Source organism: Bacillus sp. TCT6 (assembly GCF_056033845.1).
Window position 1 is genome coordinate 2,196,890 of sequence record NZ_JBVYHX010000001.1, and the last position, 13,083, is coordinate 2,209,972.

General features: G+C 35.0%; 14 protein-coding genes. 13 read left to right on the forward strand and 1 reads right to left on the reverse strand.

The window, feature by feature from the left end:
• The first annotated feature begins 123 nt into the window (after positions 1-123).
• From bla to AC0ONG_RS11150, 6 genes are all read left to right on the forward strand, one after another.
• Entirely contained in the window at positions 124-1,050 is a 927-nt protein-coding gene (gene bla / locus AC0ONG_RS11125) for a class A beta-lactamase Bla1 (protein WP_016077679.1), read from the forward strand.
• A 260-nt stretch (positions 1,051-1,310) separates the two neighbouring features.
• A complete protein-coding gene (locus tag AC0ONG_RS11130) occupies positions 1,311-2,153 on the forward strand; it encodes a metallophosphoesterase (RefSeq protein ID WP_016077678.1) in 843 nt (280 codons plus the stop codon).
• 214 nt (positions 2,154-2,367) lie between these two features.
• Positions 2,368-2,619: a hypothetical protein gene (locus AC0ONG_RS11135; RefSeq protein ID WP_000548621.1), complete on the forward strand. Its 252-nt coding sequence runs from the start codon at positions 2,368-2,370 to the stop codon at positions 2,617-2,619.
• 187 nt (positions 2,620-2,806) lie between these two features.
• Positions 2,807-3,532 carry an ABC transporter ATP-binding protein gene (locus AC0ONG_RS11140; protein ID WP_016077677.1) on the forward strand — a complete coding sequence of 242 codons (726 nt, stop codon included), beginning with the start codon at positions 2,807-2,809 and terminating at the stop codon, positions 3,530-3,532.
• The gene (locus AC0ONG_RS11145; protein WP_016077676.1) at positions 3,529-4,548 is read left to right on the forward strand and encodes an ABC transporter permease; all 1,020 of its coding nucleotides are present in this window, start codon (positions 3,529-3,531) and stop codon (positions 4,546-4,548) included. The genes AC0ONG_RS11140 and AC0ONG_RS11145 overlap by 4 nt, the downstream gene beginning before the upstream one ends.
• A gap of 24 nt (positions 4,549-4,572) precedes the next feature.
• Entirely contained in the window at positions 4,573-5,226 is a 654-nt protein-coding gene (locus tag AC0ONG_RS11150; protein WP_001168192.1) for a TetR/AcrR family transcriptional regulator, read from the forward strand.
• Between the two features lie 122 nt (positions 5,227-5,348).
• Here AC0ONG_RS11150 and AC0ONG_RS11155 read toward each other — a convergent pair whose 3' ends face one another.
• Positions 5,349-5,648, reverse strand: a complete 300-nt coding sequence (locus AC0ONG_RS11155; RefSeq protein WP_000728151.1) for a WGxxGxxG family protein — start codon at positions 5,646-5,648, stop codon at positions 5,349-5,351.
• 233 nt (positions 5,649-5,881) lie between these two features.
• Here AC0ONG_RS11155 and AC0ONG_RS11160 point away from each other — a divergent pair, with 233 nt between their 5' ends.
• From AC0ONG_RS11160 to AC0ONG_RS11190, 7 genes are all read left to right on the forward strand, one after another.
• The gene (locus tag AC0ONG_RS11160) at positions 5,882-6,850 is read left to right on the forward strand and encodes a YbgA family protein (RefSeq protein WP_016077675.1); all 969 of its coding nucleotides are present in this window, start codon (positions 5,882-5,884) and stop codon (positions 6,848-6,850) included.
• A 216-nt stretch (positions 6,851-7,066) separates the two neighbouring features.
• The gene (locus AC0ONG_RS11165) at positions 7,067-8,212 is read left to right on the forward strand and encodes an acyl-CoA dehydrogenase (protein WP_136996468.1); all 1,146 of its coding nucleotides are present in this window, start codon (positions 7,067-7,069) and stop codon (positions 8,210-8,212) included.
• 15 nt (positions 8,213-8,227) lie between these two features.
• A complete protein-coding gene (locus tag AC0ONG_RS11170; RefSeq protein WP_000486743.1) occupies positions 8,228-9,565 on the forward strand; it encodes an acetyl-CoA carboxylase biotin carboxylase subunit in 1,338 nt (445 codons plus the stop codon).
• Positions 9,566-9,591: 26 nt separating this feature from the next.
• Positions 9,592-9,807, forward strand: coding sequence for an acetyl-CoA carboxylase biotin carboxyl carrier protein subunit (locus tag AC0ONG_RS11175; RefSeq protein WP_001987345.1), 216 nt, complete (start codon positions 9,592-9,594; stop codon positions 9,805-9,807).
• Positions 9,808-9,828: 21 nt separating this feature from the next.
• On the forward strand, positions 9,829-10,740 hold the full coding sequence (mvaB, locus tag AC0ONG_RS11180) for a hydroxymethylglutaryl-CoA lyase (protein WP_000775428.1): 912 nt from the start codon (positions 9,829-9,831) through the stop codon (positions 10,738-10,740).
• Positions 10,741-10,744: 4 nt separating this feature from the next.
• Positions 10,745-11,533, forward strand: a complete 789-nt coding sequence (locus AC0ONG_RS11185) for an enoyl-CoA hydratase (RefSeq protein WP_016077673.1) — start codon at positions 10,745-10,747, stop codon at positions 11,531-11,533.
• 2 nt (positions 11,534-11,535) lie between these two features.
• Positions 11,536-13,077: an acyl-CoA carboxylase subunit beta gene (locus AC0ONG_RS11190; protein WP_000886744.1), complete on the forward strand. Its 1,542-nt coding sequence runs from the start codon at positions 11,536-11,538 to the stop codon at positions 13,075-13,077.
• The last annotated feature ends 6 nt before the right edge of the window (positions 13,078-13,083 follow it).

Consider the following 13,083-nt stretch of genomic DNA (forward strand, 5'->3'; position numbering starts at 1 on the left):
TCTCTTATTTTGTTAATAACTCTCATACTAGCTATAAATTTTTTCAGTTTATGGAACAAGTTTGGTTCGATGATTGTCTATTATGTGTACGTATAAAAAGGTGCTAAAAATTTGGAAGGAATGATGGTTTTGAAAAATAAGAGGATGCTAAAAATAGGAATATGCGTTGGTATATTAGGTTTAAGTCTTACAAGCCTAGAAGCTTTTACAGGAGGGGCACTGCAAGTTGAAGCGAAAGAAAAGACTGGACATGTGAAACATAAAAATCAGGCGACGCATAAAGAGTTCTCTCAACTTGAGAAGAAATTTGATGCTCGATTAGGTGTATATGCGATTGATACTGGTACAAATCAAACAATCTCTTATCGATCTAATGAAAGATTTGCCTTCGCATCAACCTACAAGGCTTTAGCGGCAGGAGTATTACTACAGCAAAACTCAATTGATACATTAAATGAAGTGATTACATTTACGAAAGAAGACTTAGTGGATTATTCACCTGTTACAGAGAAACATGTAGATACTGGAATGAAACTAGGAGAAATTGCTGAGGCTGCTGTTCGTTCAAGTGATAATACTGCAGGGAACATTTTATTTAATAAAATAGGCGGACCTAAAGGATATGAAAAAGCGCTTAGGCAGATGGGGGATCGGATTACTATGTCTGATCGCTTTGAAACAGAATTAAACGAAGCTATTCCAGGAGACATTCGTGACACTAGTACAGCGAAAGCAATTGCTACGAATCTTAAAGCTTTTACGGTCGGAAATGCACTTCCAGCTGAAAAACGTAACATTCTTACAGAGTGGATGAAAGGAAATGCTACAGGGGACAAACTTATTCGTGCAGGCGTACCAACTGACTGGGTAGTTGGAGATAAATCAGGTGCTGGCAGTTACGGGACAAGAAATGATATTGCTATCGTTTGGCCTCCAAATAGAGCACCAGTTATCATCGCAATTTTATCTAGTAAAGATGAGAAAGAGGCTACCTATGATAATCAACTCATTGCAGAGGCAACTGAAGTTATAGTTAAGGCTCTTAGGTAATAGTATTTTAGTTTTCGCATTTTTAACATAAAAGTATTAAAAGTATAAAGTTAGAAAACGACTCTTTTCGTGTGATAAGAGTCGTTTTTGTGTTCTTATTATTAAAAAGGTAAAAGTAAAAATATAACGAATATATATGACGTATCTCATATGAAATTCTATGTACTGTATTATTTTATTAATTTAAACAAATTTCAAGAAAGTATAATATAATTCAGTTAGCATATAGAAGTGTTTGATGAGAATATAAAGGAGAAAATATGAAAAAAAAGATTAATAGAATCGTAATGATTATTTGTATAGTAGTAGGTTTTACAATCTTTTTATATTTACAGAACAATTTAATAAGTATAACTGAGGTTAAAATAACCTCTAGTAAAATACCCTCCTCTTTTAAAGGGTATAAAATTCTACAAATTTCAGACTTACACAATAAACAATTTGGCGATAATCAAGATGTGTTAATTCAAAAAATTAAAAGCATAGATCCAGATATTATTGCGATTACTGGTGATTTAATTGACAGTAAATCATATGATGCAGAAGTTAGTATGCAATTAATACGAGAAATTGTAAAGAAGTATCCTGTATATTTTGTGACAGGAAACCATGAACAATGGTCTGGAAAGTATAACAATTTAGAAAAAGAGTTGAAGAAATATGATGTCAATGTTTTAAGGAATGAACATGTGGGCATTCGAAAGGGTGAGCAAGAAATAAACTTGCTAGGTATTGATGATCCAGAGTTTGTTACTGGAAACGGTGATGAAGGAAATATTATAATAGATGAAATTAAAAAAACGAAAATTGAAATGCAGCCAGATAGATATAATGTATTATTATCCCATAGGCCTGAATTTATAAAGGAATATACGAATGAGAGATTGGATTTGGTTTTATCGGGACATGCTCATGGAGGGCAAGTTAGATTGCCATTTATCGGAGGATTAGTCGCGCCAAATCAAGGTGTTTTACCTAAATATACAGCGGGTTTATATATAGAACAAAATACATCAATGGTAGTGAGTAGAGGATTAGGAAATAGTATCATTCCGCAAAGAATTTTGAACAGGCCAGAAATTGTAGTCGTGCAGCTAAATTAAGTTGTACGATTTTTTTATACAATAATGAGTAAAGGTGTTTTATGTATTTTGCAGGAGTTAACATTACAATTTTGTTAAAAATTTTCTACGTTACATAAAGTAACAAAATTTGACCCTGAGTGTTTGTTATAGTGTAAATAATCAAAAAACTTAAAATTTGTCGAGTGAAAATTGTGATAAGTAATTCATGTAAAAAACTTAAAGGGGTGTACACATGCATAAAGAATATGAAATTGAAGAATACACGGCGATTGAGGAACAAATACATTATTATTGTAAATGTTTATTAGTAAGTCATCCTGATCAAATAATAAAGTATTTAGAAAAAAGGTTAGAAAAATATGCAGAAACATTACAATATGCACATTTATATCCTGACACAGTTATTTTACCGTTACAGCAATTAGTTATTGAATATTCTTTAGATGTTGCTAGAATTCGGAAGTATATGAATTTAAAAACGTAAAGTGAAATTTATAGTTTAAATGAAACAGAGTCGACTTTAGGAAATGAAATGCTAATGTCGACTCTGTTTCATTGTTTCATATCGTTGATTGAACATACATACTAATCAATGAAGTTTGACATATAATTAAGCAAGGGTAAAATAAAAGTGAGTACTCACTCATTTTATTGAAAAAGGAGGATGAAACGTGCAACAACTTTCCATTATTTTACGGACTGTATCAAAAAGTTTTGGAAAAAAAGAAGTGTTACACAATCTTTCATTGCAAGTTGAAAAAGCAGAGATTTTTGGTTTTGTTGGACCTTCTGGATCGGGGAAAACAACGCTCATTAAAATGATTGCAGGTATTAATGAGGCAACGAAAGGTGAAGTGCTTGTTAATAATACTAATATGCCTAATTTAAATGAAATGAAAAGAATTGGTTATATGGCCCAGGCGGATGCATTATACGAAGAATTGTCAGCATATGAAAATGCAGATTTTATAGCAACGATGTATGGACTAAAGGGAAAACGTAAAAAGAAAAGAATTGCAGAGGTTTTTGAACTTGTACAATTATCACAGTATATGAAAAAGCAAGTACAACAATTTTCAGGTGGAATGAAAAAACGTTTATCATTAGCAATAGCACTCCTCCATGAACCAGAAATATTAATTTTAGATGAGCCTACAGTGGGGATAGATCCGCTTCTTAGAAAAACGATTTGGGAAAAATTTTATGACCTTAAAAAGAAAGGCACAACGATTATTGTAACGACGCACATTATGGATGAAGCTGAATTTTGTGAGCGTCTAGGATTAATTAGAGAAGGGAAGCTAGTTGCGGTTGGAACAACTGAAGAATTGAAAAAACGCGTGTCATCTGGACGGATTGAAGATGTCTTTTTGCTAGAAGAGGTGGTGCCATCATGAGAGTTACTGGTGTAATCATTCGTATTATTCGCCAATTTTTTCGAGATAAGCGTTCGTTAGCGATGATGTTTGGGGCACCGATGTTATTACTGTGGCTATTATCGCTAGTGTTTACACAGAAAGACTATATACCTCAAATTGCTGTTGTTGATATGCCCGCTCAAATAGTAAAAGTGATGAAAGATCAAGAAGCATCAATTTATGAATACAGTAAAGAAAAGGCGATTTCTGAGTTGGAAAAACAAACGGTAGATGCAGTACTTCGAATAGAGAATGGAAAAATGAAACTTCTGTTGGAAGGTAGTGATTCGTCAAAAAATCGTGCTGTACTTCAAGTATTGCAAAAAAGCATAGAGAACAATGAAGTATCAATTATGAAACCTGAAGTAAATTATTTACATGGCTCTAAAGACTTTACGATGTTTGATGGGCTTGGTCCTGTATTAATTGGTTTCTTTACATTTTTCTTTGTATTTATATTATCAGGTGTATCTTTCGTAAGAGAACGTTTAAGTGGTACGCTAGAAAGGTTATTATCCACCCCAGTAAGAAGATGGGAAATAGTCGCAGGTTATATTATTGGTTTTGGAATCTTTGCCTTTATACAATCCATTATTATCGTAAGTTTTTCCGTTTATATTTTAGATTTATACGTAGCTGGATCCATATGGCTAACGCTACTTATTACATGTATGCTCTCTTTAACTGCACTAACATTAGGTACGTTTTTATCGGCATACGCAAATAATGAATTTCAAATGATTCAATTTATACCGCTTGTTATTGTGCCACAAATCTTCTTTTCTGGATTGTTTCCAATGGAATCTATGAATAAGTGGCTACAAATGTTAGGAAAAGTATTTCCACTCACATACGGCGCTGACGCAATGAGACAAGTGATGATTCGGAATCAAGGGTTTACAGAGATTGCATTAGATCTTACTGTATTATTACTTTTTTCAATATTATTTGCAGTAGGAAATGTATTTGCTTTAAAGAAACATCGCAAAATATAATAATGACAAAAAGGAGCTTTATAAATGCAGAAGGATTGGCTGGAGGAATTAATAGCTGCAACTAATACGGATAAACGAAATGAACGTCAAATGCGAATATTAGAGGCGGCTGTTGATATGTTTGGAGAAAAAGGATACGCTTCAACTTCAACAAGTGAAATTGCAAAACGGGCTGGTGTAGCGGAAGGAACAATCTTCCGCTACTATAAGACGAAAAAAGATTTATTACTAGCGGTCGTAATGCCAACTTTAACTAAGTTCGCTGCACCATTTTTCGTACAAACCTTTGCAAAAGAAATATTTAAATCGGAGTATGAATCGTACGAAGGACTTTTAAGGGTTGTAATTCATAATAGATTTAAATTTGCTCAAAAACACTTTCCTATGATAAAAATATTAATTCAAGAAGTACCATTCCAACCAGAACTGAAAAATGAAATACAACAATTAGTAGAAACAGAACTGTTTTCACATTTCAAAAAGTTGATTGTGAAATTTCAAGAAGAAGGGGAAATTATTGAGATACCACCATCTTCCGTACTACGTCTTACTTTATCAGCTGTATTAGGTTTATTATTAACACGATTTTTATTATTGCCTGAAGAAAAATGGAATGATGAAGCAGAAATTGAAAATACGATTCAATTTATATTGTATGGATTAACTCCACGAATTTAATCGTCGAAGTGTGAATTACATACATTACTTTTTAAGTAAAAATAAATCGCCTTTAAAAAGGCGATTTATTTTCGTTATATATTTTTGATAAATAAGTACTTGTTTACTAAAAACATTCTAAATCAGCGTGTTTCTTTGTCTCTTCTTCTAAGACCTAATAATCCTGCTAGTCCTAATAAACCAAGCCAAGCCCAATTATTATTTCTATCACGATTATCATTTAAATCATTTGTTGTATTTACATTTCGAGTTCTTACATCATTATTAACTCTGTCTAAATTATTGTCATTTACTCGAGTTGAAATATCAGTGTTATTCACTCTATTCATATTATTTCCATCGTATTCAGCTTGCGCAGATGTACCTAAAAACATAATAGAGAGTGCTAAAACACTTAAAATAGATGATAATTTCTTTTTCATAACAATTCCCTCCTTTCTTAATCATTAATTTCTCCGGAGCATCTGTGTATTATTCATTTCACAATATCTAAACCAGTATAAAAGGGCGCACATTTATTGAAAATAGAGTTGAATGATTGTTAATATATCATTGGATATATATTTCTCATAAAAATAAATGAATCAAACTTTGCTTAAAATGTTAATCTTAGTACAATTTATAGTATACGGACTAGCACTAAGGAGGTAATGAGATGCGACAATTTGCAAAACCAACAATCGTTGTAAGTAAATGTTTAGAATTTGATGCCTGTCGATATAATGGAGAGATGATTCCAGATGTAACAATACGAAATTTGCAGCCATTTGTTACATTTATACCTGTTTGTCCAGAAGTCGAGATTGGATTGGGGACTCCTCGTGAAACGATACGAATTGTAGAAGAAAATGGTGAGAATAGACTTGTGCAACCGTCGACACGAGAAGATGTAACTGGAAAAATGGAGCAGTTTTCAAATGACTTTTTACAAACGATATCGGATGTGGATGGTTTTATTTTAAAGAATCGTTCACCAAGTTGTGGTACGCGTGATGTGAAAATTTATTCTGGTTTTGAAAAAGCGCCAGCAAAGGGAAAAGGAGCTGGCTTATTTGGCGGAGCAGTAGTAAAAAAATTTTCGCATCTTCCTATTGAAGAGGAAGGTAGATTGTCGAATTTTATTATTAGAGAGCATTTCTTTACAAGGCTATTTACAATCGCATATTACAAAATGATTAAACATAATAAAAATATGAAAGACCTTGTATCGTTTCAGTCGGATAATAAATATTTATTTATGGCATATAATCAGGTGAAACAAAAGGAATTAGGGCGTATAATTGCAAATCACAAAAATGAAAAGATTGAAGTGGTATTTGAAAACTATGAGAAGACTTTATATGAATTATTTATGCGCACACCCCGTTATACATCGAATGTAAATGTATGCGAGCACATTTTTGGATATTTTAAAACAAAGCTAAAAAAACAAGAAAAAGATCATTTTATAGAACTGTTACAAAAGTATGCAGAAAAGAAAATACCGCTTAGTAGTTTACTTACAATTTTAAAATCATGGGCCATTCGATTTGATGAAAAGTATTTATTAAGACAAACGTATTTCGAACCATACCCTGAAGCCTTAGTAGAAATTTCTGATTCGGGAAAAGGTAGAGATTATTAAACAATAAATTACATAATTCGACACAAAACTTCCTATGTTGTTGTAGAACAATGTAGGAATTTTTTTGTGCATTAGTACAGAATCTGTTTTAAAATTAAGTTATGACAGAATTATAGCAATTATCTAACTAATGTTCTTGTCTTTTAAGTTGTTATGTTTGTAGTAGAAACTCGCACGCTGTCGAAACTCAATATTCGATAAGGGGTGTGTAGCGGAATGGAATTTACTCTAACTCGCGAAAAACAAATGATTAAAGAAATGGTACGTGACTTTGCTGAAAAGGAAATCGCACCGAAAGCTGTATATTATGACAAAACTGCAGAGTTTCCATATGAAACATTTCAAAAAATGGGCGAACTAGGATTATTAGGCATCCCATTCCCAGAAGAGTATGGAGGTTCAGGTGGCGATACAGTATCGTATGCGTTAGCAGTTGAAGAAATTGGTCGCGCTTGTGGTGGCACTGGTTTAAGCTATGCTGCAACAATTTCATTAGGTGCTTCTCCAATTTATTATTTCGGTACAGAAGAACAAAAACAAAAGTATTTAGTTCCAATGGCGTCAGGTAAAACATTAGGTGCCTTCGGATTAACGGAGCCGAATGCTGGATCTGATGCAGGTGGCACTCAAACGAAAGCGGTATTAGATGACGATGAGTATGTAATCAGTGGTGAGAAGTGTTGGATTACAAACGCAGAGTATGCAAACACAATTATTGTAACCGCTGTCAACGGCATTGAAGAGAATGGTAGAAAACGCATTTCGGCATTTATCGTGCCTACTACGAGTGAAGGGTTAACGATTTCTAGTCCTTACGATAAGATGGGTGTTCGTGCTTCTAATACTTGTGAAATCGTACTTGATGGTGTTCGTGTACCGAAAGAAAATATTCTTGGTGATGTAAATAAAGGTTTTAAACAATTTTTATATACACTTGATGGAGGGCGTATTTCAATCGCAGCATTGGCAGTTGGTATTGCACAATCAGCCTTTGAACGTGCATTGCAATATGCGAAAGAACGTCAACAATTTGGAAAGTCAATCTCTAATTTCCAAGCGATTCAATTTAAATTAGCTGATATGGCGACTGAAGTAGAGTTAGCTCGTAATTTAGTACATAAAGCAGCTTGGTTAAAAGATAACGATAAACCTTTCGGTAAAGAAGCGGCTATGGCAAAACTATTCGCATCGGAAGCAGCAAGTCGTATTGCGAATCAAGCAGTACAGATTCATGGTGGATATGGCTATATGCGTGAATATGAAGTTGAACGACATATTCGTGATGCGAAGCTATTAGAAATTGGTGAAGGAACTTCTGAAATTCAACGTCTCGTAATTGCTAGACATTTAGGATGTAGATAAAAGGGAGGAATCACTATGTTTCAAAAAATATTAATTGCGAATCGCGGGGAAATCGCTGTTCGTATTATGAAAACTTGTCAAAAACTTGGCATTCGCACTGTTGCTATTTATTCTGAAGCAGATGAAAATGCCCTTCATGTGAAGATGGCAAATGAAGCTTACTTAGTAGGTGGACCACGTGTTCAAGAAAGTTATTTAAACCTTGAAAAAATTATTGAAATAGCTAAGAAGACAAATGCAGAAGCGATTCATCCGGGTTATGGTTTATTATCAGAGAATCCGTCTTTTCCGGTTCGCTGCAAAGAAGAAGGAATCGTATTTATCGGTCCTTCAGAAGAAATCATTACGAAGATGGGAAGTAAAATCGAATCACGTATCGCAATGCAAGCAGCAGATGTCCCAGTAGTCCCAGGTATTACTACAAATATTGAAACTGCTGAAGAAGCAATTGAAATTGCAAAACAAATTGGTTATCCATTAATGCTTAAGGCATCCGCAGGCGGCGGAGGCATTGGTATGCAGTTGATGGAAACTGAGCAAACGCTCACCAAAGCGTTTGAAAGTAATAAAACAAGAGCGCAAAACTTTTTTGGTAACGGAGAAATGTATTTAGAGCGATATATAGCAGACGCGCATCATATTGAAATTCAGCTTTTAGCAGATACACATGGTAACACAGTGTATTTATGGGAGCGTGAATGTTCGGTGCAGCGCCGAAATCAAAAAGTAATCGAAGAAGCACCTTCACCATTTTTAGATGAAGGTACACGAAAGGCAATGGGAGAAGTTGCTGTACAAGCTGCCAAAGCACTTGGCTATACAAATGCAGGTACAGTTGAGTTTCTTGTAGATGATCAGAAGAACTTCTATTTCTTAGAGATGAATACGAGATTACAAGTAGAGCATCCAGTGACAGAAGAAATTACGGGATTAGACCTTGTAGAACAGCAACTTCTTATCGCAAGTGGAGAGAAACTATCATTTACTCAGGATGATGTAAAACGTAGTGGTCATGCCATTGAAGCTCGTATTTATGCAGAAGATCCGAAAACATTCTTCCCATCACCTGGGAAAATTACAAATTTAACATTACCGTCAAATGTACGGATCGATCACTTCTTAGAAAATCATGTAACGATTACACCTTTCTATGATCCAATGATTGCGAAAGTCATTGCACATGGCGAGACTCGTGAAGAAGCAATTTCGAAATTACATGATGCTCTAGAAGAATTAAAAGTAGAAGGTATTAAAACGAACACGCCAATGCTACTGCAAGTTTTGGAAGACGAAGTGTTCAAAGAGGGTATTTATACAACGGGTTTTGTAACGAAACAACTCGTTAAAAAATAAGATTTAACAATATTAAGGGGGAAAAAATGATGACGAAAGTATACGCATCGATGGCAGGAAACGTTTGGAAGATTGTTGTAGGAGTAGGAGATACAGTAGAGGAAGAGCAGGATGTCGTCATTTTGGAATCTATGAAAATGGAAATTCCAATCATTTCAGAAGAAGCCGGCACAGTTATGAAAATTAATGTGCAAGAAGGCGATTTTGTAAATGAAGGAGATGTATTATTAGAAATTGAATAGGGAGATATAGGGGGAAGCGAATTGAAACTACCTAATTTTGCTGTCATTAAAGAAGTCGGGCCACGTGATGGCTTACAAAATGAAAAAAAGATTGTTGGCACAAAAGATAAAGTAAAATGGATTCAACTACTTACAGAAGCAGGATTGTCGTATGTTGAAGTTTCCTCATTCGTTCACCCAAAATGGGTCCCTGCATTAGCAGATGCAAATGATGTATTTTCTGAGCTGAAAAGGGATCCAAATGTTACATATGCTGCGCTTGTTCCGAATCAAAATGGTTTGGAACGAGCTTTTTTGCAAAATGTAGATGAGGTGAATGTTTTTTTATCAGCAAGTGAATCTCATAATAAAAGTAATATTAATAAATCGATTAAAGAAGCATTAGTTGTAATTGAAGATATAACAAAACAGGCATTATTCGAAGGGAAAAAGGTAAGAGGCTATGTTTCTACTGTATTTGGATGTCCTTATGAAGGGGATATAAGTGCTACAGCAGTTGACGAATTATGTAATCAACTATTTTCATACGGCATTTATGAAGTTTCTCTTGGGGATACAATCGGTGTAGCGAATCCATTACAAGTAGAACAAGTATTAGAACACCTATTAAAGAAGTATGATGCTTCGCAGTTTGCAATGCATTTTCATAATACGTATGGAATGGCTCTAGCGAATGTAGTTAAATCATTAGAATACGGTATTACAACGTTTGATAGTTCTTGTGGTGGACTCGGGGGCTGCCCTTATGCACCAGGAGCATCAGGTAATGTTGCTACTGATGACCTAGTACATATGCTCCATAAATTAGGAGTCCAAACGAATATAGACGAAGAAAAGTTATTGAGAGCTAGTCAATTTATTCAAAGTAAGTTAAATATCCAATTACCGAGTCATGTGTATAGAGCGCTTCAACATAAAACGATAAGTAGGTGAGTAGATGCTACAATTACAAAACATTTCCGTTGATTACGTAACACCTCACGTAGTAAAGATTTCGTTAAATCGTGCGAGACAAGCAAACTCATTATCTTTGGCATTATTAGATGAATTACAAACTATATTAACTCAAATAAGTGAAGATTCAAGCGCACGTGTAGTTATTTTGACTGGTGCTGGTGAAAAAGCATTTTGTGCTGGTGCAGATTTAAAAGAGCGTGCCGATATGAATGAAGAACAAGTTCGTCATGCTGTTAGTATGATTCGCACTACTATGGAGATGGTTGAACAATTACCACAGCCAGTTATTGCTGCTATAAATGGAATCGCACTTGGTGGTGGTACGGAATTAAGTTTAGCTTGTGATTTTAGAATTGCTGCTGAATCTGCAAGTCTTGGTCTTACTGAAACGACACTTGCAATTATACCAGGAGCAGGTGGTACACAGCGCTTACCAAGATTAATTGGAGTTGGTAGAGCGAAAGAATTAATTTATACAGGTAGACGTATTTCAGCGCAAGAAGCAAAAGAATATGGTTTAGTAGAATTTGTTGTACCAGCTAATTTACTTGAAGAGAAAGCGATTGAAATAGCAGAGAAAATTGCTAGTAATGGACCTATTGCTGTTCGATTAGCAAAAGAAGCAATTTCAAATGGTATTCAAGTTGATTTACATACCGGATTACAAATGGAAAAACAAGCGTATGAAGGTGTAATCCACACGAAAGATAGATTAGAAGGATTACAAGCATTCAAGGAAAAACGCACACCAACGTATAAGGGGGAGTAAATATGTTAGATCAAAAACAACAATCTAATTCATTTGAAGAACGAGTTGAAACGATTAAACAAGGCGGCGCACCAAAGTATCATGAACAAAATAAAGCAAAAGGAAAATTATTTGTTCGAGATCGTTTAGCGCTTCTATTTGATAATGGCGAATATGTAGAAGATGCATTATTTGCTAACTGTGAACAAACAGGCTTACCTGCGGACGGCGTTGTAACGGCAACGGGTAAAATACATGGTCGTACTGCGTGTGTAATGGCCAATGATTCTACTGTAAAAGCTGGATCATGGGGATCACGCACAGTTGAAAAGATTTTACGTATTCAAGAAACAGCTGAAAAACTACGTGTTCCGTTATTTTATTTAGTTGACTCTGCTGGAGCACGTATTACAGATCAAGTAGAAATGTTCCCAGGGCGCCGTGGTGCAGGAAGAATCTTCTATAATCAAGTGAAATTATCAGGTAAAGTTCCTCAAGTATGCTTATTATTTGGACCTTCTGCAGCTGGTGGTGCCTATATTCCAGCCTTTTGCGACGTTGTAATGATGGTAGAAGGAAATGCATCTATGTATTTAGGATCTCCTCGTATGGCTGAGATGGTTATCGGTGAGAAGGTAACTTTAGAAGAGATGGGCGGAGCTCGTATGCATTGCTCTGTATCAGGATGCGGAGATGTTTTATGTAAGACAGAAGAAGATGCGATTACACAAGCAAGACAATACATTTCATATTTTCCAAACAACTACTTAGAAAAGACTCCATTGGTTACACCTCAAGAACCGAAACAATTCGATAAAACGTTAGAACAAATCATTCCAGAAAATCAAAATGCTCCTTTCAATATGAAAGATCTCATTAATAGAGTTATTGATGAAGGTTCATTCTATGAAGTGAAAAAATTATTTGCTCAAGAGCTAATTACAGGCTTAGCACGTATTGATGGTAAGCCAGTTGGTATTATTGCAAATCAGCCGCGTATGAAGGGCGGCGTATTATTCCACGATTCAGCTGATAAAGCTGCTAAGTTTATTAATTTATGCGATGCATATCATATTCCATTATTATTCCTTGCGGATGTACCAGGATTTATGATTGGTACAAAAGTAGAGCGTGCCGGTATTATTCGCCACGGTGCAAAAATGATTTCTGCAATGAGTGAAGCAACTGTACCGAAGATTTCTATCGTTGTTCGTAAAGCATATGGCGCTGGTTTATATGCGATGGCAGGTCCAGCATTTGAACCAGATTGCTGTCTGGCATTACCGACAGCCTCTATTGCGGTAATGGGTCCAGAAGCTGCGGTTAATGCTGTATATGCAAATAAAATTGCAGCTTTACCAGAAGAAGAGCGTGCTAGCTTCATTGCTGAAAAACGTGAAGAGTATAAGAAAGATATTGATATTTATCATTTAGCATCAGAGATGGTGATTGATGGTATTGTTCATCCAAACAATTTACGTGAAGAGTTAAAAGGACGTTTCGAAATGTATATGAGTAAATATCAAGTATTCACAGATCGTAAACATCCTGTATATCCAGTTTAAAAGCCC

Excerpts from the sequence above, each read along its gene's own strand:
- AC0ONG_RS11185 (WP_016077673.1), top strand. The coding sequence starts at position 10,745 with ATGCTACAATTACAAAACATTTCCGTTGATTACGTAACACCTCACGTA.
- AC0ONG_RS11130 (WP_016077678.1), top strand. The coding sequence starts at position 1,311 with ATGAAAAAAAAGATTAATAGAATCGTAATGATTATTTGTATAGTAGTA.
- AC0ONG_RS11155 (WP_000728151.1), bottom strand. The coding sequence starts at position 5,648 with ATGAAAAAGAAATTATCATCTATTTTAAGTGTTTTAGCACTCTCTATT.
- AC0ONG_RS11190 (WP_000886744.1), top strand. The coding sequence starts at position 11,536 with ATGTTAGATCAAAAACAACAATCTAATTCATTTGAAGAACGAGTTGAA.
- AC0ONG_RS11145 (WP_016077676.1), top strand. The coding sequence starts at position 3,529 with ATGAGAGTTACTGGTGTAATCATTCGTATTATTCGCCAATTTTTTCGA.
- AC0ONG_RS11150 (WP_001168192.1), top strand. The coding sequence starts at position 4,573 with ATGCAGAAGGATTGGCTGGAGGAATTAATAGCTGCAACTAATACGGAT.
- bla (WP_016077679.1), top strand. The coding sequence starts at position 124 with ATGGTTTTGAAAAATAAGAGGATGCTAAAAATAGGAATATGCGTTGGT.
- AC0ONG_RS11170 (WP_000486743.1), top strand. The coding sequence starts at position 8,228 with ATGTTTCAAAAAATATTAATTGCGAATCGCGGGGAAATCGCTGTTCGT.
- AC0ONG_RS11160 (WP_016077675.1), top strand. The coding sequence starts at position 5,882 with ATGCGACAATTTGCAAAACCAACAATCGTTGTAAGTAAATGTTTAGAA.
- AC0ONG_RS11135 (WP_000548621.1), top strand. The coding sequence starts at position 2,368 with ATGCATAAAGAATATGAAATTGAAGAATACACGGCGATTGAGGAACAA.
- AC0ONG_RS11175 (WP_001987345.1), top strand. The coding sequence starts at position 9,592 with ATGATGACGAAAGTATACGCATCGATGGCAGGAAACGTTTGGAAGATT.
- AC0ONG_RS11165 (WP_136996468.1), top strand. The coding sequence starts at position 7,067 with ATGGAATTTACTCTAACTCGCGAAAAACAAATGATTAAAGAAATGGTA.